At 56.3% G+C, this 22,865-nt stretch carries 20 protein-coding genes; 13 read left to right on the top strand and 7 right to left on the bottom strand.

Annotation, left to right across the window (positions count from 1 at the left end; translation table 11 throughout):
• Positions 1-87 precede the first annotated feature (87 nt).
• The 3 genes from ACYVI1_RS08520 to ACYVI1_RS08510 form a co-directional block, all read right to left on the bottom strand.
• Positions 88-447, bottom strand: a complete 360-nt coding sequence (locus ACYVI1_RS08520) for a hypothetical protein (RefSeq protein ID WP_460908845.1) — start codon at positions 445-447, stop codon at positions 88-90.
• 26 nt (positions 448-473) lie between these two features.
• Positions 474-1,382, bottom strand: a complete 909-nt coding sequence (locus tag ACYVI1_RS08515; RefSeq protein WP_460908843.1) for a universal stress protein — start codon at positions 1,380-1,382, stop codon at positions 474-476.
• A 95-nt stretch (positions 1,383-1,477) separates the two neighbouring features.
• Complete coding sequence (locus ACYVI1_RS08510) at positions 1,478-2,821, bottom strand: vanadium-dependent haloperoxidase (protein ID WP_460908840.1); 1,344 nt, start codon at positions 2,819-2,821, stop codon at positions 1,478-1,480.
• Positions 2,822-3,038: 217 nt separating this feature from the next.
• Here ACYVI1_RS08510 and ACYVI1_RS08505 point away from each other — a divergent pair, with 217 nt between their 5' ends.
• Genes ACYVI1_RS08505 through ACYVI1_RS08495 form a run of 3 tightly spaced genes read left to right on the top strand, consistent with a single transcriptional unit; the run spans position 3,039 to position 8,932 of the window.
• Entirely contained in the window at positions 3,039-4,175 is a 1,137-nt protein-coding gene (locus ACYVI1_RS08505; protein ID WP_460908838.1) for an efflux RND transporter periplasmic adaptor subunit, read from the top strand.
• Between the two features lie 19 nt (positions 4,176-4,194).
• A complete protein-coding gene (locus ACYVI1_RS08500) occupies positions 4,195-7,443 on the top strand; it encodes an efflux RND transporter permease subunit (protein WP_460908836.1) in 3,249 nt (1,082 codons plus the stop codon).
• Entirely contained in the window at positions 7,421-8,932 is a 1,512-nt protein-coding gene (locus tag ACYVI1_RS08495) for an efflux transporter outer membrane subunit (protein WP_460908834.1), read from the top strand. The genes ACYVI1_RS08500 and ACYVI1_RS08495 overlap by 23 nt, the downstream gene beginning before the upstream one ends.
• Before the next feature lie 19 nt (positions 8,933-8,951).
• Here ACYVI1_RS08495 and ACYVI1_RS08490 read toward each other — a convergent pair whose 3' ends face one another.
• Positions 8,952-9,404, bottom strand: coding sequence for a DUF305 domain-containing protein (locus ACYVI1_RS08490; protein ID WP_460908832.1), 453 nt, complete (start codon positions 9,402-9,404; stop codon positions 8,952-8,954).
• Positions 9,405-9,659: 255 nt separating this feature from the next.
• Between ACYVI1_RS08490 and ACYVI1_RS08485 the strand changes: the two genes are divergently transcribed.
• The 10 genes from ACYVI1_RS08485 (at position 9,660) to ACYVI1_RS08440 (ending at position 18,373) form a co-directional block, all read left to right on the top strand.
• Entirely contained in the window at positions 9,660-10,007 is a 348-nt protein-coding gene (locus tag ACYVI1_RS08485; RefSeq protein WP_460908830.1) for a four-helix bundle copper-binding protein, read from the top strand.
• Positions 10,008-10,081: 74 nt separating this feature from the next.
• Positions 10,082-10,660, top strand: coding sequence for a fasciclin domain-containing protein (locus ACYVI1_RS08480; protein WP_460908828.1), 579 nt, complete (start codon positions 10,082-10,084; stop codon positions 10,658-10,660).
• Positions 10,661-10,736: 76 nt separating this feature from the next.
• The gene (locus ACYVI1_RS08475; RefSeq protein WP_460908826.1) at positions 10,737-12,071 is read left to right on the top strand and encodes a DUF2254 domain-containing protein; all 1,335 of its coding nucleotides are present in this window, start codon (positions 10,737-10,739) and stop codon (positions 12,069-12,071) included.
• Positions 12,072-12,081: 10 nt separating this feature from the next.
• A complete protein-coding gene (locus tag ACYVI1_RS08470) occupies positions 12,082-13,818 on the top strand; it encodes an APC family permease (protein WP_460908824.1) in 1,737 nt (578 codons plus the stop codon).
• A 121-nt stretch (positions 13,819-13,939) separates the two neighbouring features.
• On the top strand, positions 13,940-14,335 hold the full coding sequence (locus tag ACYVI1_RS08465; RefSeq protein WP_460908822.1) for a hypothetical protein: 396 nt from the start codon (positions 13,940-13,942) through the stop codon (positions 14,333-14,335).
• Positions 14,336-14,387: 52 nt separating this feature from the next.
• Positions 14,388-14,924, top strand: a complete 537-nt coding sequence (locus tag ACYVI1_RS08460) for a hypothetical protein (protein ID WP_460908820.1) — start codon at positions 14,388-14,390, stop codon at positions 14,922-14,924.
• A gap of 35 nt (positions 14,925-14,959) precedes the next feature.
• Positions 14,960-15,934: a mechanosensitive ion channel family protein gene (locus tag ACYVI1_RS08455; protein ID WP_460908818.1), complete on the top strand. Its 975-nt coding sequence runs from the start codon at positions 14,960-14,962 to the stop codon at positions 15,932-15,934.
• A 118-nt stretch (positions 15,935-16,052) separates the two neighbouring features.
• Positions 16,053-16,925: a universal stress protein gene (locus ACYVI1_RS08450; protein ID WP_460908816.1), complete on the top strand. Its 873-nt coding sequence runs from the start codon at positions 16,053-16,055 to the stop codon at positions 16,923-16,925.
• A gap of 182 nt (positions 16,926-17,107) precedes the next feature.
• Positions 17,108-18,163 carry an AI-2E family transporter gene (locus ACYVI1_RS08445; protein ID WP_460908814.1) on the top strand — a complete coding sequence of 352 codons (1,056 nt, stop codon included), beginning with the start codon at positions 17,108-17,110 and terminating at the stop codon, positions 18,161-18,163.
• Positions 18,164-18,178: 15 nt separating this feature from the next.
• Complete coding sequence (locus ACYVI1_RS08440) at positions 18,179-18,373, top strand: copper chaperone (protein WP_460908812.1); 195 nt, start codon at positions 18,179-18,181, stop codon at positions 18,371-18,373.
• Between the two features lie 475 nt (positions 18,374-18,848).
• Here ACYVI1_RS08440 and ACYVI1_RS08435 read toward each other — a convergent pair whose 3' ends face one another.
• The 3 genes from ACYVI1_RS08435 to ACYVI1_RS08425 form a co-directional block, all read right to left on the bottom strand.
• Positions 18,849-20,195, bottom strand: coding sequence for an FAD-dependent oxidoreductase (locus ACYVI1_RS08435; protein WP_460908810.1), 1,347 nt, complete (start codon positions 20,193-20,195; stop codon positions 18,849-18,851).
• A gap of 6 nt (positions 20,196-20,201) precedes the next feature.
• Entirely contained in the window at positions 20,202-22,115 is a 1,914-nt protein-coding gene (locus tag ACYVI1_RS08430; RefSeq protein WP_460908808.1) for an FAD-dependent oxidoreductase, read from the bottom strand.
• A gap of 11 nt (positions 22,116-22,126) precedes the next feature.
• Positions 22,127-22,865, bottom strand: a 739-nt coding sequence (locus ACYVI1_RS08425; protein ID WP_460908804.1) for a hypothetical protein, incomplete at its 5' end; no start/stop codon positions are given.

Below are 22,865 nucleotides of genomic sequence, written 5' to 3'. Positions count from 1 at the left end.
TTTCATAGTTGAACGGATTGTGAACCGCCACCGAAACTTGATTTCCGGTGGCGGTTTTGTGTTGAGTCCAGACTAAACAGACCCGTGTTAATGCAGATTAACCATCTCGGCTGCTACCCGACAGTCAGCGATAATGTTTTTGGCATAATGTAGTTGGCCTTTGGGCACCATCAGATACAACTTGCTACCGCGCACGGCCGCCAGTTGACCGAGCAATTTCAGCTTAGAGATCAATTGCGGAGTATCGTCAGTGTCGATAAGTACCTCAAAATAGGACTTCTGGCCAAATTGTTTACCCGTTACGTCGGGAATGAACGATTGGCCATCCTGTTGCCGGTCGTAGGCAATGGGGGTCTGGTAACCCTCCGCGTTGGCCTTCACCTCAGTGAAGCCCCGCGCCCGCGCCCACGTGGCGGCTCGCTGACTATAAGCCTGTTTGTTTTCCATAGGTGCTGTTTGTTTTGGTTAAAAACTTACAAACCCGGCGCAGTCAGGTCCGCACCGGGCTGATTGTACGGCCAGACCACCCGCGCGCCCGTTAACTGTCCCGGTAACTCCGGGCGGATAGCCAGAACGGGCAGAAGGGCATTGTGGAGAATCTGCCGGGCGAACGAGCCGGTAAAAAACGCATCGCTTCGTTCGGTTGCCCCCGCCGTAATGACCAGCAAATCCACCCCGTACTCGGCCGCTTTTTCCAGCACGGTTTCGGCCATCAGGTCGGTCGGACAAAACTCGGTGCGGCTTTTCACGCCGTCCTGGGCCAACTTTACGTTCAGGGCGATGATGTCTTCTTCCAACTGATGGCGACTAATCACCTCATCGGGGCTGAACAGGGCCAACACGATGAGTTCCGCCTTGTTTTTACTAAGTAGCTGACGCGCAAATTCGTATTTATCCAGCGCACCTGGCACGGGCCGCACTGGAAACAGTACCCGTTCGACAGCCATCCACCCGTGCTGGTTTGGAATAGTCAGTACCGGACAGGGAGCCATTTTAACAAGCTGGCAAGCCCGATCAGCCCGGCGTAGTGCAGTCACGTCGATGCCGGGACGAGTACCGGCCACAATCAGGTCCGCGCTGACCTCACGGGCTACGGCAACCACGTGATCGACCAGCGGCCCGCTTCGATACGTGCCAGTGCAGCCAACACGATGCTGGCGGGCTATCTGCGCGGCCAGCGTCTGAATCATCATTTCTCCCTCAGTCACCAAACCAGAAGAGTTGATGGCTGTCGGGTCGGTGCTGTCGGGTTCCATGACGTACACCAGGTGCACACAGGCCTGTTTCTCCTGACTTATCTGGATGGCTACCGTCAACGCCTTCAGCGACGTTTCGGTATAATCGACGGGCACGACGATGGTGCTGAGGGGTTGACTGGGCATAGGAGTGCTAAAACGAAGCCGCTTTTGGGAGGCAGCGGCCGCCTGCAAATAAACCCACTGGCTTAGAAACTGCTTAGCCGTGCCTTAGAATTTGCTTAATTCGCTTTGGCCACGGGGCGTTCAAGCAGCTTGTCCAATACCCACTTCCCCACCTGTTCGCCCTGGTGAGTACCTTCCTCAACGCCATCCCGAAAGTGGATACCGCCATACACCCGACTGACGGATGCTTCCTGATAGGCCGCTTCAACCGACGCGAACGTTCGCACCCCGTGTCCGTAAGGGTATTCGGTTGAGTCCGTAAACGTTACGGACGGGCCGACCAAGTGCGCCATGACCTGTCCCGCAGCCGCCGAAATAGCACTATGCCCACTGACGTATTCGGGAAAGGCGGGGGTTTCCAGAAAAGGCCGCCACGCAGGGTCTATGGAGTTGTTAATCACCGTTTCGGGTCGAATTCGGACACTGGTGTATTTTTCGTCCCAGCAGGCAACGAAGGCATCGTACATGGCAATTGAACTCAGCGAAAACAACTGAGCCGCCTGAATCATAGTGAATTTCTGTTGCCGGGCCAGCGTCGTGGCTATGGCCAGCCAATGGCCGGGGGGGGTCATTTTTTTGCTGGCAAACATCACGTGGCCCGATATATTCATCACGAACGCATTGTCGTCCCAGAAATAGGCAATCGCCTGTTCATTTTTATCCTGCCGTTTCCCAATGGTATATACCTCCTGCGTCAGTTTCCAGAACGGGCTGGCAGGAGTCAGGTCGTATTTGGCCGGGGGTGGACAGCGAAACTGCCGGGCCGAATCGAGGGTAAACAGGCGCACCGTATTCCACTGGGGTTCGCAGGCATCGGCATACGTGGGTGGTGTGGGTACCCAGGTGCCGGGTTTGTTGGTAATGCTGTAACGAAACCCGCGCGTCTCCTTGTAGTGGTCTTTCCCGGCATAGGCCAACACCTGTTTGGCCACCTCTTCACCATATCGCATCGAACGGTCGAATACATCGTCGGGTATGTTCAATGCCTGTATTTTGGGCTTGAACTCCCTGTCGAATTTGTCCCATAAATCCGAGGAAAAGGTTAAGGCACGGGCCACTGTCAGGAAAGCGTTCAGGCTGGCCAGCGGAAAGCAATACGTTTCGCCCGGTTTGGGAACCGGGCCGGGCGTTGAGCCATTAAGCTTCCCCAGGAGCGACGGGTAAGCTGTAAAACCAGGGCGCAGGGCTTCGTAAGTCGCCAGGTACGTATAACTATAAATCCGGTTGGCAACGGGCGGTTTGAAAATATCGTGAATGATAATGTTCGTCAGCGTTTTGGAGCAGTCGTACAGCAATTGCGTGTTGGCCGCCCGTGCATTGTATTCGGCCGGGGTAGCATCTGGCTGACAGGCACTCAGAGGCAGCCCCAGCAGTGTACCAATCAATAGGACTTGCTTCATAACATTGAGGGTAGCGGTTAGAAATCAACCGCGAGTATTGAAAACATACGAATTTCGGGATATAGTTAGATAAATCCCAGACGGCCCGCGAATTCTAAGTAAATTCTAAGAAGTTTCTAAGCCATCATTTAATCCCTGATTGCTATTTGCCGATGGTAATAACACCTTGCCGGATGGTCATTTAGACATGTTTGCCCGTTGCTTTCAACCCTCATCTATGAGAACCTATCGAAGTTTACAAGTACTTATCGCGGGGGCTTTACTGGCCGGTTGCTCGGCCAACAGCGAAACCAAACAAAAAGCCGACAAGCCAACGGTCCCCGTCATTGAACTGACCCGGCAGGATGCTACTCTCGACCGCGACTACCCCGGCCAGCTCGAAGCGGTGCAGAACGTGGAGGTACGTGCCCGCGTGGCGGGGTATTTAGATAAAGTGCTGGTGGATGAAGGCAAGTCTGTGAAAAAAGGCCAGTTGCTGTTTCAGCTCAACCCGGCGGAGTATCAGGTGAAAATCGCCGAAGCGCGGGCCAGTTTGGAAAGCGCGACGGCTCAGCAGCAGTCGGCAGCGGTGGAAATGGACCGGGTGAAGCTGCTGGTGGATAAAAACGTCATTTCACCCACCGAACTCAAACTATCGCGGGCCAAAATGGCCTCCGCCAAAGCCGCCATCGACCAGGCTCAGGCTTCCCTCAGCAACGCCCGGCGGCTGGTGTCGCTGACCAGCATCCGCGCGCCCTTCGACGGGGTCATTAACCGCCTGCCCTTCAAGCGGGGCAGCCTGATTGGGGAAGGTGCCCTGCTGACGACTATCTCCGACCTGAGCAAGATGTATGCTTACTTTAACGTGTCGGAGCGGGAGTACTTAGCCTTTATCAAAAAACGACGCGATCCCACCAAAGCAACCATTCGGGACGTAGACCTGCTCATGGCCGACGACTCCTGTTATCCCCACGGGGGCAAAATCGAAACCACCGAAACCGTGTTTGAAGGCAACTCCGGCACGATTGCCTTTCGGGCCACCTTTCCTAATCCCGCCCGCCTGCTGCGCCACGGGGCAACGGGGAAGATTCGGTTAACCACCGACGTCGATGATGCCGTACTGGTGCCCCAGAAAGCTGTTTTTGAGGTGCAGGACAAGAATTTTGTGTATGTCGTGGACGGGGGCAACAAAGTCCGTACCCGCAGCTTCGTTCCCAGCAGCCGGGTCGATCAGTTCTACGTCGTTAAGTCGGGCCTGAAACCCGGCGACCGGGTCGTGTACGAAGGCATCCAGCAACTCCGCGACGGTATGGCCATTACGCCCCGTGCGCTGTCCACTGATAGTCTGAAAACGCTGTTTGCTTCGGCCCAATAACGCCCACTAACTCAACTTTATGTTCAACACCTTCATAAAACGACCCCTGTTATCGACCGCCATTTCGGTGATGATTGTGCTGCTGGGCATACTGGCTTTGACCGGCCTGCCCGTCACGCAGTTTCCCGACATTGTGCCGCCTTCCGTCACCGTCACCTCGCGCTATACCGGGGCCTCTGCCGACGTGTGCGTGAAAGCCGTGGCCACGCCCCTCGAACGGGCCATCAACGGGGTACCGGGCATGACCTACATGACCTCCATTTCGGGTAATGACGGCACCACGCTCATCACGGTTTTCTTTCAGGTCGGCACCGACCCCGACTTAGCCGCCGTGAACGTACAGAACCGCGTAACGACCGTATTGGACGAACTGCCCGAAGAAGTGATCAAAGCCGGAGTCGTGACCGAGAAAGAGGTAAACAGTATGCTACTCTACCTCAACGTCGTCAGCGACGACCCGACGGTGGACGAGAAGTTCATCTACAACTTCACCGACATCAACGTGCTGGCCGAGTTGAAACGCATCGACGGGGTGGGTTTTGCCGCCATCATGGGCAGCCGGGACTACGCCATGCGCGTCTGGCTCAAACCCGACCGGATGACGGTCTACGAAGTGTCGGCGGATGAGGTGGTGGCCGCTATCCGGCGGCAGAATGTGGAAGCCGCCCCCGGCAAAGCGGGCGAAAGCGCCGACCGCGACCCGCAAACGCTGCAATACGTGCTGCGCTACACGGGTAAGTTTTTCGAGCCGAAGCAGTACGAAAACCTCGTGCTGCGCACCAATCCCGACGGGTCACTGCTGCGGCTGCGCGACGTGGCCGACATCGAGTTTGGCTCACAGGATTACAGCGTATTGTCGAAAACGGACGGTCGTCCTTCGGCGGCTATCATGCTTAAGCAACGGCCCGGCTCCAACGCCCGCGACGTGATTGCCAACGTGAAAACGCGCATGGCCGAACTGAAAGAAAGCTCGTTCCCGCCGGGCATGACCTACAACTACGCCTACGACGTGTCGCGGTTTTTGGACGCGTCGATTGATGAAGTGCTGCACACGCTGTTCGAGGCTTTTATCCTGGTGTTTCTCATCGTATTCCTGTTTTTGCAGGACTGGCGGTCTACGCTCATCTGTGCGCTGGCGGTGCCGGTGGCCCTCATTGGTACGTTCGCGTTTATGAGTGCGATTGGCTTTTCGATCAACCTGCTCACGCTCTTCGCGCTGGTGCTGGCCATCGGGATCGTGGTCGATAACGCCATTGTGGTGGTCGAAGCCGTTCACGCCAAAATGGAAGAGACCGGGCCGCATTCGGCCGGGGACGCGGGCGTCCACCTGTCGCCCCGCGAGGCCACCTTTGCCGCTATGGGTGACATTGCCGGAGCCATTGTCTCGATCACGCTGGTGATGTCGGCGGTGTTCTTGCCCGTAGCGTTTATGTCGGGGCCGGTGGGCATTTTCTACCGGCAGTTCTCGCTGACGCTGGCCATCGCCATCGTCATTTCGGGGGTCAACGCCCTGACGCTCACGCCCGCCCTGTGCGCTCTGCTGCTCCGGCCCATGCACGGTGAGAAAAAGGGACTGCTGGGTCGATTTTTCACCCGCTTCAACCGGGGTTACGAATCGCTGGCGAGTCGCTATCAGGGCGTACTGCGACGAATCGTCAACCGGGGTGTCGTAACCTGGGGGCTGCTGTTGGTGTTTGTGCTGGGTACGTGGGGACTGGCGACCATCCTGCCGGGCGGCTTTATTCCGACCGAGGACCAGGGCATGATTTACGTCAGCGTGACCACCCCGCCCGGAGCCACCGTTTCGCGCACGGAGCGGGTGCTAGATGCCATTGAAGCCGTAGCCTCAGAAGAAGAATCCGTCGAGAACGTATCGACGCTGGCGGGCTACAGCCTGCTGACCGACGGCGCGGGGGCTTCGTACGGTATGGGTATGATTAACCTAAAACCCTGGGACGAACGGCCCGAGTCGATGCAAACGCTCATTGCCCGGCTCGAAGAAAAGACCCGAACCATCACCGACGCAACGATTCAGTTCTTTCCGCCCCCCACCGTGCCGGGCTTTGGTAACGCCAGCGGTTTCGAGTTGCGGCTGCTCGACCGGGGCAAAAGTGGCGACCTGCAAAAAACGGCCACTACGTCGCAGAATTTCGTTGCCGCCTTGAAGAACCGGCCCGAAATCGGCAGCGCGTTCACCAGCTTTGATCCCAGTTTCCCGCAGTACCTGCTGCACGTCGATCAGGAGAAAGCGGCTCAACAGGGCGTTTCCATTGATAACGCCATGAGCAGCCTGCAAACGCTGATGGGCAGCTACTACGCGTCGAACTTTATTCGCTTCGGGCAGATGTACAAGGTCATGGTGCAGGCCGATCCCCGCTACCGCACCAAACCCGACGATCTGCTGAGTATGCGGGTCAAAAACGAGCAGGGTGAGATGGTACCCTACGCCAATTTCATCCGCTTAGAGCGCGTCTATGGTCCCGAGCAACTGACCCGCTACAACATGTACACCTCGGCCATGATTAACGGCGAGGCCACGGTCGGCTACAGCAGTGGCGATGCCATTAAAGCGATTCAGGAGGTGGCCAAACAGACGTTGCCCAAAGGCTTCGGCTACGAATGGTCGGGCATGACGCGGGAGGAGATTCTGTCGGGCGACCAGGCGTTGTACATATTCGTCATCTGTCTGGTCTTCGTCTATATCCTGCTGATGGCGCAGTACGAGAGTACCTTGCTGCCACTGTCGGTGCTGCTGTCGCTGCCGACCGGCATCTTCGGCTCGTTTGCACTGCTTCAGCTCATGGGCTTGCAAAACAACATCTACGCGCAGGTGGCCTTAGTGATGCTGATTGGCTTGCTGGGCAAAAACGCCATTCTGATTGTGGAGTTTGCCAACCAGCGCTACAAAGAAGGGTTGCCGGTGGTCGAAGCCGCCATAGAAGGGGCCGTATCCCGCCTGCGCCCGATTCTGATGACCTCGTTTGCCTTCATTGCAGGACTGATTCCGCTCTGTATTGCGTCGGGGGCGGGGGCATTGGGCAACCGCTCCATCGGCGCGGCTGCTGCCGGGGGGATGTTCACCGGCACCGTGTTTGGCCTGCTGCTCATTCCCGGCCTGTTTGTTTTCTTCACTAAACTCGGCGAACGATTCGGTTCAAAACCAACCCCGGGCGACGGCTTATCGGGCCACTCTGCTCCGGTCCAGCCCGCCGAACCAACGTCAGTGTCCACGCAACAACATGTCAATGGAAGTCCCGTTAACTCGTAAGAATACCCCCAACCCCCTAAAGGGGGCTTTTACTCCGACGAATTTAGCCCCCTTTAGGGGGTTGGGGGTATTCCTCGCGCTGCTCCTAAGCGGTTGCCAGACGATCAAATCCCTGCAACCGGCGTTGCCCGTTTCGCCCACAGCCCGGCCCGTGCCGGTGGCCTTTGGCGGTCAAACCGATTCGGTCGGGATTGCGGGCCGGAACTGGCGCACCTTCTTCGGCGACGACAACCTCACAGCCCTCATCGACACGGCCTTATCGGGTAATCTGGACCTTCGTATCGCTACGCAGCGTATTGAACAGGCGCGGGCTACCTTCGACTACAGCCGGGGATTTCTGGCTCCGCAGGTCAGTCTGGCAGCCTCCGCCGGGGTAGACCGTTACGGGCGCAACACGCTCAACGGCGTCGGTAATTACGATACCAACCTGTCGGACAACGTGCAGGGCAACCTACTCATTCCCAACCCCACGCCCGACTTTTTTGTGGGTGCCCGCAGTACCTGGGAGGTCGACATCTGGGGCAAGCTCCGCAATCGGCGCAAAGCCGCGTACCTGCGGCTGCTGGGTTCCGAACGGGATCGTCAGGCCGTGATTACGGGTTTGGTGGCCGAAATTGCCCGGCAGTATTACACCCTGCTGGCGTTGGATGGAGAGATGGAAATTATCCAGAAAAACATCACCTACCAGAGCAACGCGCTGGAATTAGTGCGGGTACAGAAACAGGCCGGGCGCGTGACGGAACTGGCCGTGCAACAGTTTGCGGCCCAACTGCTCAACACCCGCAGTCGGCAGGGGCAGGTGCGCCAGCGGATCATTAAAGCCGAAAATCAGTTGAACCGCCTGCTGGGCCGCTACCCGCAGCCCATTGCGCGGGGCCGGTCGTTGCAGGAGCGCGAACTGCCTGGTCAGGTCCAGACGGGCCTACCGGCGCAGATGCTGCTCCGCCGACCCGACATCCGGCAGGCCGAACTCGACCTACAGGCCGCCAACGTGGACGTTGATGTAGCACGGGCCGAATTCCTGCCCAGCCTGAACCTGACGGGCTACGCAGGGCTGAACTCGTTCCGGCTGGGTACGTTACTTAACCCCGCGTCGGTGGCGGTCGGGCTGCTGGGCGGCCTATCGGTCCCGGTGTTCAACCGGCGGTTTATTCGGGCCAACTACCGGGGGTCGGTGGCCCAGAGCCGCGAAGCGTTTTACCGCTACCGGCAAACCATCGTCGATGGCTTCAGCGAAGTAACGACGGGTTTACGGGGCGTGGAGAATTACCGGCAGGTAGCCGAGTTGCAGACCGAGGAAGTGCAAACGCTGACCAACGCCGTGAACATCTCCAACGATTTGTTCCGCAGCGGCTATGCCACGTACTTAGAAGTAATTACGGCCCAGCGCAACGTACTGGAAGCCGAACTGGCACTCATCAACACCAAGCAGGCCCAGTTTCTGTCGCTGACGGATTTGTACCGGGCGCTGGGGGGCGGCTGGGAATAGCGTGGGGCAGGACAGAAATCTATCGGTCCAGCTTATCCAGCAGCCGCTTCATGTTGGCAATTTCTGCCTCCTGCGCCTTGATGATCTCCACCGAGAGTTGTTTGGCCTCGGGGTCGTTGAGGGTGGCGTGTTTGCTGGTCAGAATGGCCGACGAGTGGTGCGGAATCATGGCCTTCATCCATTGGTGGTCGCCCACGAAGGTCTGCCTGCGAAGCAAAACCAGCGTTCCGATAAAGACCGAAATACTGGCCGTGATGATGAGAGTATTCATCCGTTTGTCGGGGTACATCTTGCCCATCATACCCAGCATGAGCAGAGCCATCGCCGACACCATCAGTAGCGATATATAAGTGCGAGTGAGACTGATGTATACGTGGTCGATGCTATCCACGTTCAGAAACATGACCGCGTACATAATCAGGAACGAAATGCCCAGCATCGTCATGAATCTGGGGTAATGACTTTTTTGCATTGTGGCAGTCTGTTGCTCAGGGTGCATCATGTTGTGGCGTAAACTGTTGCAATGTTCTAACTCATTAAAGAAAGGGTTGTTTGAATAGCGACCTGTCATTTCTGCGGTAAACTTTCTGATAGTGAGACACTTATGAATATACCGGCGCATCGCAGACGGAAATACCGTAAAGAATCGGGTAAATTATATAAAAACTCTATCGGCTACAGGGGGTTATCGAAAGACAACAATTTACTTTACTCAACCCTTAATATTATGATTGCTCAGAAGTATCAGGACTGCATTGATGCCTGCCAGGCCTGTGGCGTTTCGTGCGACAATTGCTTCGAGGCCGACCTACGCGAAACGAACCATTTGCCAATGCTGGCCAACTGCATCCGGCTCAACCGCGACTGCGCTAAGCTGTGCTACACATCCGTTACATTCATGGCTTCCGACAGCCCGTTTGCCCACCAAGTCTGCGAACTCTGCGCCCAGGTGTGTGATGCCTGCGCTGAAGAGTGCGAAAAACACGCCCAGATGCACGACCATTGCCGCGAGTGCGCAGAAGCCTGCCGCCGGTGTGCCGAGGCCTGCCGCAACATGATGGCTATGGCCGCTTAACGGACCACCTATTTCACGCAATGAAGCCCTTTGGCCGATACGCTGAAGGGCTTTGTTGCCTATATTCTACTCCTATGACACGACGACTTATGCTAATCGGCTGTTTTGTCGGCCTGCTGCTGGGCGGGGCGATAATGGCCCAGACCCCAACGGCCTCCACCAGCTCACCGACCGATACGCTGCGGGCGAGTGGGGTGAAAACCAATATGACGCTGGCCAAAAGTCTGCCGCAGTCGCCCGACCATACGACCCTGCTCCGGCTGCTAAAAGCTTCAGGACTGACCAAACAGGCAGCGGGTAAAACGCAGTACACCGTATTTGCGCCGACCAATGCGGCTTTTTCGGTACTGTCGGAGTCTGATCTCCGGGAATTACTGCTGCCGTCGGGCAAACAGCGGCTGATTCAGTTTCTGGCGTATCACGTGGTGAAAGGCCGACTGACTACCAACCAACTCAGGGATGGCCAGACGCTCACCAACCTGACGGGTCAGATTTTAGTCGTTCACAAACAGGGCGACAACCTCACCATAAAGGACGGGCGCGGCACCGTTGCCGACGTAGTGCAAGCTAATATACGAACCACCAACGGCGTGGTCTATTCGATCAACAAGGTATTGCAGCGGGTAGTTAATAAAGGGCCGATTGTGCGCTGACAGTGAGCGGCAGTTACTGATTGGCTAACTTGCGTCACACCCTTCGTACTTCACAAAAAAACGTTTCGCCGTTCAGATGCTTACCCGCCTTCGTCAATACTGGCAGTTGCTGCGCGAATCGCTCTGGTTTGTGCCGGGTTTGCTGGTGCTGAGCGCGTTCGGGCTGGCTTATGGCCTGATTGAATTCGACAGCAAAACCTCTTTCAATGGGGCCAAACGGTTTCCGCTGCTGTTCGGAGTGGGGGCCGAGGGGTCGCGGGGGATGCTCACGGCCATTGCCGGGTCCATGCTCACCGTGGCAGCTCTGGCGTTTTCGCTCACGCTCTCGACCATTTCGCAGGTCAGCAGTCAGTACTCCCCCCGCGTACTGCGCAACTTCATGCGCGACCGGGTCAATCAGGTCGTGATGGGGTATTTCGTGGGTGTCTTTTCCTACTGTCTGATTGTGCTGGGGACGATTCGCGGCACCGACGAGCAGAAGTTTGTACCGGCCACAGCCGTGCTGGCCGGATTGATGCTGGCACTGGGGGGCGTGGCCGCGCTCATCTTCTTTATTCACCACATTGCCGAGTCGCTCCAGACGGGCACCATTGTCCGGCACATCTTCCACGAAACCGGCAAGGCCATTAGCGAGCTATTTCCCGACCGCTTCGGCCAACCCATTGACAACCCGGCGAAGGCCGAAGCGGCCCTGCGCTACAGCGACGAAGAAACCGGCTGGATGCCGGTGTTGTCGGACCAGACGGGCTACCTGCAGCGCATCGACACGGACGGGCTGTTGCGCTGGGCTACCCGGCACCGGGTGGTACTGCGGATCGAGCGCGATATGGGCGCGTTCGTGAACGAAGGGACGCGGCTCTTCAGCGTCCGCAGCGGTATGGAACGCTCCGACCCCGACGAGGCCGACTGGCCCGACGACCTGCTGGATTTTGTGAGTATCGGGCGGCACCGGAACGTCGAGCAGGACGTGGCCTTCGGCATTCAGCAATTGGTGGATATCATCCTGAAAGCGCTCTCGCCCGGTATCAACGATACCACGACGGCCATTATGGCGATTGATTACCTTGGGTCCATCATCGGGCGACTGGCCCGGCGCGAGTTTCCGGCCCGGCTCCGCTCCGATGGGCAGCACCTCCGCATACTGGCCCGTACCAGTGATTTCGAGACGTACGTGCGGCTGGCCTTCGACCTGCCCCGCATCAACGCCAGGGGCAACCATGCCGTGTTCCGGCGGTTGCTGCGGGCACTGGCGGTAGCCGCCGATGCTGCCTGTTCGCCCGACCGAAAACCTGTGCTTGGCGAACAGGCCCGGCTGCTGATGGACTACGCGAACCGGACGCTGACCACGGATTACGAAAAGCAGCAGGTACGTGAGCTGTACGACACCCTAAAAACAACTTGGGCGGTATAGCCAATTTTCTATGAAAGCACATCCTAAACTGGGCGAGATGTCCGCGTCGGCCATCTGCGGCAACGACATCAGTTCGTCCTGCCTGTACGTGTCGGCCCTGAGCATTCTCTACGCCGGTCAGTACGCCTGGGTATCGCTGCTGCTGGTGGGTGGTACGCTGTTTTTGTTCCGTAAAATTTACGGTGAGGTGGTGGGGGCCTTGCCGCTCAACGGCGGAGCCTACAACGTGCTGCTCAACTCGACCAACAAATCAATGGCTTCGCTGGCGGCCTGCCTGACCATTCTATCCTACGTGGCGACGAGTGTTATTTCGGCCAATGAAGCCATGCATTACGCGGCCTCGTTTAGCCCCGCGCTGCCCATTATCTGGGCCACCATCGGGCTGCTGTTTCTGTTTTTTCTGCTCAATCTGCTGGGGCTGAAAGAATCCGCCAAAGCCGCCGTGGTCATTTTTATTTTTCACCTCGTTACGCTCACTCTGCTGTGTGTGGTGTGCGGCTGGTATGTACTGCAAAATGGCATCGGGCAGCTTACGGTCAATATGGCGGCTCCCTCACGCCACAGCCTGTCGTTTCAGTTGTTTGCGGGGTTTTCGGCGGCTATGCTCGGCATTTCAGGCTTCGAGAGTTCGGCCAACTACGTGGAGGAGCAGGAACGGGGCGTGTTTCCGAAAACGCTGCGGAACATGTGGATCATCGTAACCGTGTTCAACCCGCTGATTGCGCTGTTTGCGCTGAGTATCCTGCCCATTGGCGAGGTCGCCAATCACCAGCAGTCGCTGCTGGCGTTCATGGGTGAACAATCGGGCGGTGCCTGGCTGGCCACGCTGGTATCGGTCGATGCCGTGCTGGTGTTGAGCGGAGCCGTGTTAACCTCGTTCGTGGGCGTGAGCGGCCTGATCAAACGCATGACCTTAGACCGGATTTTTCCGCAGGTGCTGCTGATCGAAAACAACCGGCAGGCTCCGTACTACATTCTGACCCTATTCTTCATCCTTTGCGTAGCGGTGCTGCTCACGACCGGGGGTAATTTACAGGCCCTGGCGGGGGTGTACACGCTCTCATTTCTGGCCGTGATGGGTTTGTTCGGTGTTGGGAACCTGCTGCTCAAACTCCGGCGCAAACGCCTGCCCCGCCCCGAAAAAGCGCCGGTTAGCTGGGTGTTGCTGGCCCTGCTGGCTGTTGGCACCGGGCTGCTCGGCAACGTGCTGCTGAACCCGCAGTACGTCTGGGTGTTTGCGGAATATTTTGTGCCGACGTTTCTGATAGCCCTCATCATGATGAACCGCTCGCTGTTGCTGACGGGGCTGCTGTCGGTGATTCTGTATATGTTCCGCCCTCTGAAGCGCACCATCGAACGGTTTACGCACTGGACTAACCGGCACATTAAGGAAATTAACGACCAGGAATTCGTTTTTTTCTCGAAGGGCGATGACATTGCTTCCCTGAACCGGGTGATGATTTACATTCAGGAGAACGAAGAAACCAACCGACTCCGCATCGTAACCGTTGAGAATGAGCATTTTCAGGCCCCGCCCAACCTGCACCGCGACATCGAAACCCTTGACCGGGCCTACCCCGACATTGCCATTTCGTACGAAAAAATTCAGGGGCACTTCGGGCCTGAACTCATCGAGGAACTGTGCGAAACATGGCACATACCCACCAACTTCATGTTTATCGGTTCGCCGAGCCAGCGGTTCGAATACCGCGTCGAAGAACTGGGTGGCGTCCGGCTAATCATCTGAACGGGTGGGAGCCGGTCTCTAAGCAGATTCTAAGTCCGCTGTAAGCACTTCCTAAGTTGGTCAACCGACTTTTGTGCTACATAGTGAACTGTATGGCAGTGAACTCAAAATGGTATGAATAATGAAGACTATCGTTTCCGCCCTCGTGCTGACCCTGCTGCTGGAGTCATGCACCCCGTCGATGAACTTTCTGCCCTCGTCGGTTGTCCCGGCCGCCAGCGGCAAGGTTCAGGTAAAGCGCGATAAAAACCAGAATTACGTCGTGAAGGTCGACGTGCGGAATCTGGCACCCGCCGACCGGCTGACGCCCCCCGGACGTACCTACATTGTCTGGATGGAGTCGGAACGGAACACCATCAAAAAATTAGGGCTACTCGAACCCCGCTCCAAATCGTTGGATGCCAGCCTGAGCGCCACGGCGGTGGCCGATCCAAACCGCATTTTCGTCACGGCGGAAGACAGTCCCGAAACCCAGTATCCGGGCGGTACCGAAGTGTTGGCGACCAAACGTCCGTAGTCAATCGCCTTTACCAAGACCTGCTTTGATAACGCAATCACCTACTTCTTCTATGGCTACCCCCTCGAAGCCCGCTCTTGATCCTAAAATTTTTCTGTATGGCATCATCATGCTGTTGATCGTTGGCGGGGGCTACCTGCTCTACCGCAACTGGCAGTTGGCCGGGCAGTTCGAGCAGGAACGCACGATGATGCGACAGACCGTCCGGCAAAACCAGTTGGCCAACGACCGCCAGCAGCTCACGTTTGGCATGAAAGCGTTCGTCTGGGCCGTGCGTAACGCCATGCTCCAGGATAAGCCGGGCGAAATCAACGAATATTTCAACACGCTGGTGAAAGACCGGGGCGTAAAGGAAGTGTTATTGGTCGATCCGGCGGGTAAGGTGTTGATTTCAACCAACAGGAAAAATCAGGATATCCCCTTTGGTAGCCGTTTTTCGGTTTCTCTGCTCCGGCAGCAGGCTGTTTACTTCAACGAAAAGCGGCCCTACGAACTGTCGGCTCCGGTAACGGCACCCAACCGGCGGCTAGGAACGCTGGTTATGTTTTACTCGCCCGCGCCCATCCTGCCCGGCACGGCTGTCAATTAAGTTAACGGACTTGAAGCGCGTTTTCACGCAACCCAATGCTATTACTACAGGCCCTTCAGCAACCCGGTCGGCTCACCGAGCCCCCGTTCACTCTCAGCGACGGTGCTACGCTGTTCTGGCGCACCGTGCGCGACTTCGGCAAAGGCACCGCCGAGCGCCTGCCTTATATCATCGTGGGGACGCTGGTGTTTGTGTTTTTCTGGATGCTGGGCAAGCTGGTCAAAAAAATCATCAATAAGGTAGCCGTGCAGAGCCACGCCATCGACGATACGCTGGCCAACTTAGTCAGCCGCATCGTCAGTACGCTCATCTCCATTTTCGGCTTTCTGGCGGCCTGCGTCGTTATTTTTCCGTCGTTCAAACCCGGCGACATCATTGCCGGGCTGGGCATTACGTCGGTGGCCATCGGCTTCGCCTTCAAAGACATCCTGCAAAATTTCTTCGCCGGGCTCCTCATTCTCTGGCGTCGCCCCTTTAAAGTAGGCGATCAGATTCGGCTAAAAGACTTTGAGGGCACCGTTGAAGAAATCAACATGCGCTCGACCCGGCTCAAAACCTACGACGGCGAACGGGTGATTCTGCCCAACGGCGATGTGTATACCAGCTCAATCCTCGTCCGCACGGCCTACGACATACGGCGACTGAAGTTCGTGGTGGGCATCGGTTATCCCGATTCCATCGAGGAAGCCCGCCAGGTGATTTACAAGGTGCTGACGGGTGTCGACGGGGTACTGAACGACCCCGTCCCCTGGGTCTACGTGTCGGAGCTGGCGGGTTCGTCGGTCAATCTGACGGTTTATTTCTGGGTGGAGTCGCAGCAGGCCAACGCCCTGAAGGTGAGTGACAAGGTGGCAACGGGTATTAAGCTGGCCCTCGACAAAGCCGGGATTGATATGCCGTATCCGCACACGGTGGTGCTGCTCGAACCACAGGCGGCCGGGTCAGGCCTTACGTCGCGTCCCCCGGTTAAATCGCAGACGATGGTCAGCGCAAACGGTCAGAAACCATGAGTAGAGACTAAGGGTGGGCTGACATTAAGCATTGAGCCGGAACCTGTTCAGATGTTCCGAATTATGTTACCTGTCGGGCACAATACGTTTATCGTTTACGCACTAAACACCAATAATTATGGAAAATTTAACCTTAAAAAAACTTCTGGTTCCCATTGATTACAGTCATACGTCACTCAATGCGCTGGATCTGGCCGTGGCCATGAGCGGGCGTCATGGTGCCGAAATACGGTTGCTTCACGTAAAAAATTCCCGGCAGGGGTTCATTCCCCGGAAGGATGATGACGGTTTTGACCCATCGAACGAAGCGGTAACGGAGGTTGAAATCATGCGGTTGCAAAACCTGGCAGAAACCATGTCAACCACCCATTCCGTTCATTGTTCGATTGAATGCCGGACGGGAGTGGTCTGCGATACGATTGTGAAGGCAGCTAATGAATTTAACGCTGACGTTATTGTGATGGGCACCCACAGTGCATCCGGGATTCGCGCCTATTTCATGGGTTCAGAAGCGTACCGCGTTGTAGAGACAGCCCAATGCCCCGTGCTGACGGTTCCAAATCACCGGAAATGGACCGATTTTAACGAAATTATCTTTCCTGTTCGGCCGATTCCGGGGTCTATTGAGAAATACGATATTACCCGCGCCAATAGTCTCAAGAACAATGCTCATCTGACTGTTCTGGGCTTATTTGACCGGTACGATGAACTGAAAAACGAAATTTTAACCAGCGTTGTGGACACCCTGAAGAGCCAGTTGATGCACGACGAAATCAACGGAGAGGTCCTTTTGCTGAAAACGGATTCGGTAACCCATGCCATTCAGCAAAAGATCAGTGAACGACACGCCGACCTGGTTGTTGTCACCGCCGACACCAATGCGGTCAGCCAATACTCATTGTTCGGGCCGTTTGTCCAACAGATTATCAATCACGCCAACGTGCCGGTATTGTCCATTCGGCCTCATTATCAAGCATTCGCTCAGGCATAATCAGCCCGGAGACCACACTCGGTTTAGATACCTGCTGGTGACAGGTATTTTCCCAGGACCAGGCGGTAGCAGGCTAAGCGGCTGAACGTAAGCGACCAGGTAATACATGACATTAGGTTGCCAAACAGGTATCACGTCTCGCCCGCCACCTGTTTGGCAGACCTGTCAAACGGTTAGAAAGCATGAGTAGAGAATTTTCGTTTGTCCGTCGGGTGGCAACCGCCGTCTTTATCGGTCTGCTGGTCACTGCCTTATTTCTGCTGATTGGCTACGCGGCCAATTTTTTCTTTCTGGTATTTGGCGGTATCGCGGCTGCCGTTGTCCTAAGCGCCCTCAGTCACTTCGTTAGCCGGAAAACGCCCCTTTCGTATGGTCTTTCGTTAAGTGTGGTCCTGCTGTTGCTGGTAGGTATCGTGGCGGGCACCATCTGGATACTGGCCCCAACCGTCAGCCGACAGGCCGACCAGCTAACGCAGTCGCTACCGCAGTCGGTGGCTCGCCTAAAAACGCAGTTGGAACAGTCGCCGGTGGGGCAGCGGCTGCTGGACGGCATCCCGCAGCAGCCGATAACGCTGTTCTCGCCCGGTGGGCCGGGCAAGGGCATCCTCTCGCAGGTGACGGGGGTAGTATCAGGTACGCTGGGAGGCTTCATCAACGTCCTGATCGTGTTGATTACGGGTATCTACTTAGCGGCCAGTCCGGGTACGTACCGGAAGGGCTTTGTCCGGCTGTTCACGCCCTCGTACCGCGCCCGGCTGCTGGGCGTGATGAACCAGTGTTATGAGACGCTGAAGAACTGGTTTATCAGCCGGTCGATCACGATGGTTGTGGTGGGCGTTACCACGGGAGTGGGGCTGGCCCTGCTGGGTACCCCCTTCGCCATTGTGCTGGGCATCATTGCCGGGGTGCTGAATTTCATCCCTAACCTCGGCCCCTACATTGCACTGGTTCCGGCACTGCTGGTTGCTTTTCCGCAGGGGTCGAGTCAGGCCCTCTCTGTCTTTGCCCTTTACATGGGCGTCCAGTCGCTGGAAGGGTACGTACTGACGCCCCTGCTTGACAAAAAATTCGTGTCGGTTCCCCCGGCCCTGCTGCTGTTGGGGCAGGTGCTGCTGGGTTTTTTAGTCGGCCTGATGGGGGTGCTGTTTGCTTCTCCGCTGGTTGCCGTCTTGCTGGTGATCGTGCAGGAGCTGTACGTAAAAGACCGCATCGAGCGTAACCAGTCGCAACCCAATTAGTAGTTCGTTAAAGCCTTGAAAACACTGACGTTCAAAACCAATAGTACGGATTCAGACGGCGTAGCGGCCGTAACGCCCCTGCTCAACGCCCTTGAGCCACTCGACAGCTTCGCCCTGGAAACCACCCATCCCGATCATCTGCTGACCGTTCAGACAGTGGACAACCGGATAGGTGAAGAAGTGGTCAACGCTGTTGAAAAAGTCGGATAGAAGGTTAAATTGCTCGACAACCCGTAAACAAAAACAAGTGATTATTGACGTACAGTACTGCTATGTTTCCTTCAGCCAAAAAATAGCTTGATAACCCCTTGTCAGGCTTCTGATACAGGTTACGTCGCGTTTTCTTTACACAACTTTCCCGTTTTTATCGGTACAGCCCTCCCCTACTCAACTGGCCGTTTTCGTCCACTAATAAGGTATAGAATGCTATTTAATGAACTCGTTATTTTGCTATCAATGAATGATTTACGTCAGAAACAACCGTCAACAAAATCGTTCACTTAAACCTCCGATTCTGACTTGGACTGGCCAAGGATGTGAATGGGGAGCGAAGCATTATTTTAATTCCCCTTCTAACTCACTGTGCCAAAATAAATAGTTATCAAAAAAGCCTCAGCCATTGAATTAGGACGCGGCTTTTTGTGCAGATTAGTGTACCAACGAAACCACTTGATTCTGTGTAAGATTACATATCGCGCCAGCTTACCTCTTTAGGGAGTTGACTTGTCAGAGCCGCTTTGGCCGCTACTTTACCGGCCGCTTCGCCCATCGGCACGGCGTTGCCCGTGACGCGGTAGCTGGCGTGGGCGTAAAAATCACCGCTTATGCAGCGGCCCGCCATCATCAGGTTGTTCACGTCTTTAGCAATCAGCGACCGCAGTGGAATCTGATAGGGTTTCATGGTCACACCACCACGGCCGTAGCCACCCCCTTCGCCTTTCAGCAGCGAGTGAATGTCGACCACGAACTTGACCAGACACACGCCATCCTCGAACTGCGCCCCCCGTATCAGATCGTCTTTGGTAAGCGTGTAAATGCCATGAATCCGTCGGCCTTCGCGAATGCCAATCTGAGCCGCCGAGGTTATAATGCGGGTGTTTGCCCACAAACCACCCAGCTTTCGCAGAGCCTCGATGATGCGGTTCACCTCATTGCGAGCCTCCAGCGTGGCTTTGGTGATGGCCTGGGCATCCATCGCCGAGACACCGTACTGGTGATTGACCATCAGGGCGACCATGTCGGGTCGGATGGCAAACAGCGTAGGCATGGTGTAGCTGGCGTCGATGCCCGCTTTCAGAATCTCGGCGTGCAGCATTCGTTTGGCCTGCTCCGAGGAGTTGCCTTCTTTGCCCGGCCCTTTGATATACCCCGCTTTGACCAACGATTCTTCGTTCAGACCGCTCAGAATGACCATCAGCGACATGGGCTGGGTTTTGCCCGTTCCAGGTTCTCCCACATCGAAACCGCAACCGGCGCGGGCGGCCAATTCGCCGTTGCCGGTGGTGTCGATAAACACCTTTGCTTTCCAGGCTTCGCGGCCCGAAAAACTTTCGGTGGCGATGTAGTCGATTTTGTTGGTTTTATCCCGGTAGGCGGCCGTTACGCGGGTGTGCAACCGCACCTCAACGCCCGCTTCCTGACACATCTGGTCGAGGGTCCACTTCATGTACTCGGCATCATATTTCTTGGCCGTGTACTGGGCGTCGCTGCCATCGAGCCGGTCGGTGAGTTCTTTCATGATGCCGGGCTTCCCCTCAAAATCAATGATGTTGCTCAATAAACTGGCCGTCCAGACGCCACCCAGACAGCCGTGTACTTCGATAAGTGTCGTTTTGGCACCGCTTCGGGCAGCACTCAGCGCAGCGGCAAAACCGGCGGGCCCACCGCCACAAACAATCACGTCGGTCTCTTTCACTAAGGGCAGGTCGCGCTTTGGCTCCTGAACGGTGTTGGTGGCCCACTCCTGTTCGGGAATGAGGGGCGATAGTGATGTGAAGGCCCCGGCTTTGAGGAAAGTTCGGCGATTGAGCATGGTCGTTTACTTTACGGATGAGTTGGTTTGGGCAAATAAGGCGTTCAGAAACTCGCCCCGATTCCAGTTGCGGGATGCATAAAGCTGCGTGGCTCCGGCGCGTTTCGGAGCGGGCAATTTACTGATCCAGTTTTTAGCCAGCGTTTCGTCCAATGGTTTTTGGGGTTCGATGCCGTGATACAGAGCCGCATCCCGGTACTGTAACTTTATTATTTTCAACGGCACTAAGTTGATTTCCTCCAACGGATACAGGTCATGGAAAAAGCCTTTACCGCCAAAATACTGCACGGCCTCGAAGTAAGGCGAATCGGCCCCGACATCGTTCACGTAGATGAGTTGGGCCTTATTTTTACGCAGAAGAGCCTGTAAATCACCCACATTTACGCTCGCCACCGAATTTCCGTTTTTAAGGCTCAAATGAGCGGCCAGCCCTGCCGCCTGCCCCAGCGATGACCAGGTTGGCTCCAGCCGAATCCCACAGAAACCAACGTGGCTTGATGAAATCGCGACGGGCACCAGCAGGTTGTCGAACTTTTTGGGCAGCATCACGCCGTAAGGAATCTGAAAAGGCGAGGGGAGGTTATTGAAATCGCCCTCCGTCATGTCGGCATATACCGGACCGGGAGCCGAAACACCGTGGCAGTTGAGCGCGTAGTCGCAGATGGCAATGGCGTTGGGATTCAGCACACTACGAATAGAATGCGGGGCCTGGTAGGTATCATGCTCCGTAAACACAACATCGCCTATAATCCGGCGGGCCTCTCGGATGTAAAGCCGATACGGGAAATTGTCGTTATCCGTAAATTCGTCTTTGGCCAACCCCCACACCTGTGCCTCCTGCCGAACCGCGAGGGAAATGCTTTCGTCGTTTTGCAGGAAATAAATCATTCCCAGAATATGCTCCCGGTGTTCCTGAATGATCCGACTTCGCACATCAGGACTACCATCGGGGTAGTCGTAGTTTTTACCCAACGACGACATGCGGACGGGGGCGTTTTTGATATCGTTAATGTCGGCCTTGCGGTTCACCAGGGGTTGCACTCGCAGAATGCCTGTAGCATCCTGGGTAAAGACGTGGCTGACTTTGCCACTCGAAAACACCTTTGCGATGGGCAGGTAACGTTCCCGGTCGTAATTGGCGGGCTTCTCGACCACCTGGCGGTTAGCTGCCGAATCGGTCATGATAATCCGGAAGTTGTAAGCTTGCACCCGCTTGTCGCCCTCGCCGGTGCTGCCCGCTAATACCTGCCCGCTTTTCGAGAAAATATGTCCGGCGAACCGTTCACAGTACTCGCTTCGCGACTCCCGCCCGATGCGATACTGCGCCCCAGCGGCCACAGCCAGATCACCTTCGTAGGTGGCGTCGATAAAGACCATCCCGGAGAGTTGGCGGGAGCCTCCTTTTGCCAAATCCTGAAACGTTGCCGACTGGATTCGAGTCAAGCCCTGCGCCGTTTTCCCGGTCGTTGCTTTGGTGAGCCGGTGTTCAGTCAGCACGTCGATGGACGGCTGCTCGCCCAGCATTTGCCGGAACAACGTGAGCGTGACGTGCGGCTCGGCATTGACCCCCTGGTAGCTATCGGCTACCTGCTGTGAGTTGGGGCCATACTTGGTTTTGTAATAGTTCAGCGCCCGCAGCCGGTACTCGTCGAAGGTGCCCCCCAGGGCTTCGAGCGACAGAAAATCGGTAAACGACAGGCCGCCGGTCATCAATCCGCCAATATGCTTATATTCTTCAACAAGGGCCACCGAATGCCCCTGTCGGGCAGCGTTGAGGGCGGCAAACACCCCCGACGGCGTGGCCCCGTATACGACAACATCGTAGCGCGTGCGCTGGGCGTTTACCTCCAGTACCCAAAGCAAAAGCATCGCCACCAGTACTGGTTTTTTGTTGGTTTCAAGAATGAGACGTCTTTTCATGGAATGAACGATTAGCGTGAACTTGGTTGCAACGCGTTTCTACCGACCGTATCCCGGCTGCCGGTGTAGCCCGGGCCGCCCGCTGCCACGTACCCATCACTCCGACCGGTTGCATCCTGACTCACCCAGAAGGCATACAAGGACCCACCCGTTAGCTCAAAATGCAGCCGCACCGGCTGTCCCCGCAACACTGACAAGTCCTCTCCTCCCCGCCACCGCATCTGAGCCAGGGTACTGTCCCCGGTGAAGGGTATACTGTTTTCTAGCGTGAAAGGAGCCAATGGCTGACCAGACAAGTCCTGCACCTCGGCCCGCAGTACACCCCGTGGCACCGAAGCATTGATGAACAGATGCTTTCCAGAAAAGGTGATGGGCCGGGTGGTGAGCGTGCCGGTGTCTGGTCCGGCGTCAAGGGAGACAAACCCGTCCCGACGCAGAAAAGCCAGCCCGATGCTGGCACCGGTATAGGATCCTCGGGTGCCATCGGCAGCTACCCCAGAAAAAGCCGTGAAAGGAAAGACGAGTTTATCTCCAAGTACACCGAATACTCCTGTGACAGAATGAACGTATCCACGGTCCCAGGCGCCTTCTGTCCGTTCAGCCCGAATAAATCCCCGCCGGTCAGGGCGATGCCAGTGGAAGCCATCCCGGCTAAAGCCCAGTTCCAGATCGGTCAGCTTGGGAAACTTACCCGCATCGCATACGGCGTTCTGTGGCCCCCGCAGAATCTGGTGCATCCCTACCAGTATG

It is taken from the genome of Spirosoma areae (assembly GCF_054781775.1).
This window is presented reverse-complemented; position numbering and strand designations above follow the sequence as displayed.

Bases quoted from the DNA above. Each gene is read 5' to 3' on its own strand.
- ACYVI1_RS08520 (WP_460908845.1), bottom strand. From the start codon at position 447: ATGGAAAACAAACAGGCTTATAGTCAGCGAGCCGCCACGTGGGCGCGG.
- ACYVI1_RS08515 (WP_460908843.1), bottom strand. From the start codon at position 1,382: ATGCCCAGTCAACCCCTCAGCACCATCGTCGTGCCCGTCGATTATACC.
- ACYVI1_RS08510 (WP_460908840.1), bottom strand. From the start codon at position 2,821: ATGAAGCAAGTCCTATTGATTGGTACACTGCTGGGGCTGCCTCTGAGT.
- ACYVI1_RS08505 (WP_460908838.1), top strand. From the start codon at position 3,039: ATGAGAACCTATCGAAGTTTACAAGTACTTATCGCGGGGGCTTTACTG.
- ACYVI1_RS08500 (WP_460908836.1), top strand. From the start codon at position 4,195: ATGTTCAACACCTTCATAAAACGACCCCTGTTATCGACCGCCATTTCG.
- ACYVI1_RS08495 (WP_460908834.1), top strand. From the start codon at position 7,421: ATGGAAGTCCCGTTAACTCGTAAGAATACCCCCAACCCCCTAAAGGGG.
- ACYVI1_RS08490 (WP_460908832.1), bottom strand. From the start codon at position 9,404: ATGCAAAAAAGTCATTACCCCAGATTCATGACGATGCTGGGCATTTCG.
- ACYVI1_RS08485 (WP_460908830.1), top strand. From the start codon at position 9,660: ATGATTGCTCAGAAGTATCAGGACTGCATTGATGCCTGCCAGGCCTGT.
- ACYVI1_RS08480 (WP_460908828.1), top strand. From the start codon at position 10,082: ATGACACGACGACTTATGCTAATCGGCTGTTTTGTCGGCCTGCTGCTG.
- ACYVI1_RS08475 (WP_460908826.1), top strand. From the start codon at position 10,737: ATGCTTACCCGCCTTCGTCAATACTGGCAGTTGCTGCGCGAATCGCTC.
- ACYVI1_RS08470 (WP_460908824.1), top strand. From the start codon at position 12,082: ATGAAAGCACATCCTAAACTGGGCGAGATGTCCGCGTCGGCCATCTGC.
- ACYVI1_RS08465 (WP_460908822.1), top strand. From the start codon at position 13,940: ATGAAGACTATCGTTTCCGCCCTCGTGCTGACCCTGCTGCTGGAGTCA.
- ACYVI1_RS08460 (WP_460908820.1), top strand. From the start codon at position 14,388: ATGGCTACCCCCTCGAAGCCCGCTCTTGATCCTAAAATTTTTCTGTAT.
- ACYVI1_RS08455 (WP_460908818.1), top strand. From the start codon at position 14,960: ATGCTATTACTACAGGCCCTTCAGCAACCCGGTCGGCTCACCGAGCCC.
- ACYVI1_RS08450 (WP_460908816.1), top strand. From the start codon at position 16,053: ATGGAAAATTTAACCTTAAAAAAACTTCTGGTTCCCATTGATTACAGT.
- ACYVI1_RS08445 (WP_460908814.1), top strand. From the start codon at position 17,108: ATGAGTAGAGAATTTTCGTTTGTCCGTCGGGTGGCAACCGCCGTCTTT.
- ACYVI1_RS08435 (WP_460908810.1), bottom strand. From the start codon at position 20,195: ATGCTCAATCGCCGAACTTTCCTCAAAGCCGGGGCCTTCACATCACTA.
- ACYVI1_RS08430 (WP_460908808.1), bottom strand. From the start codon at position 22,115: ATGAAAAGACGTCTCATTCTTGAAACCAACAAAAAACCAGTACTGGTG.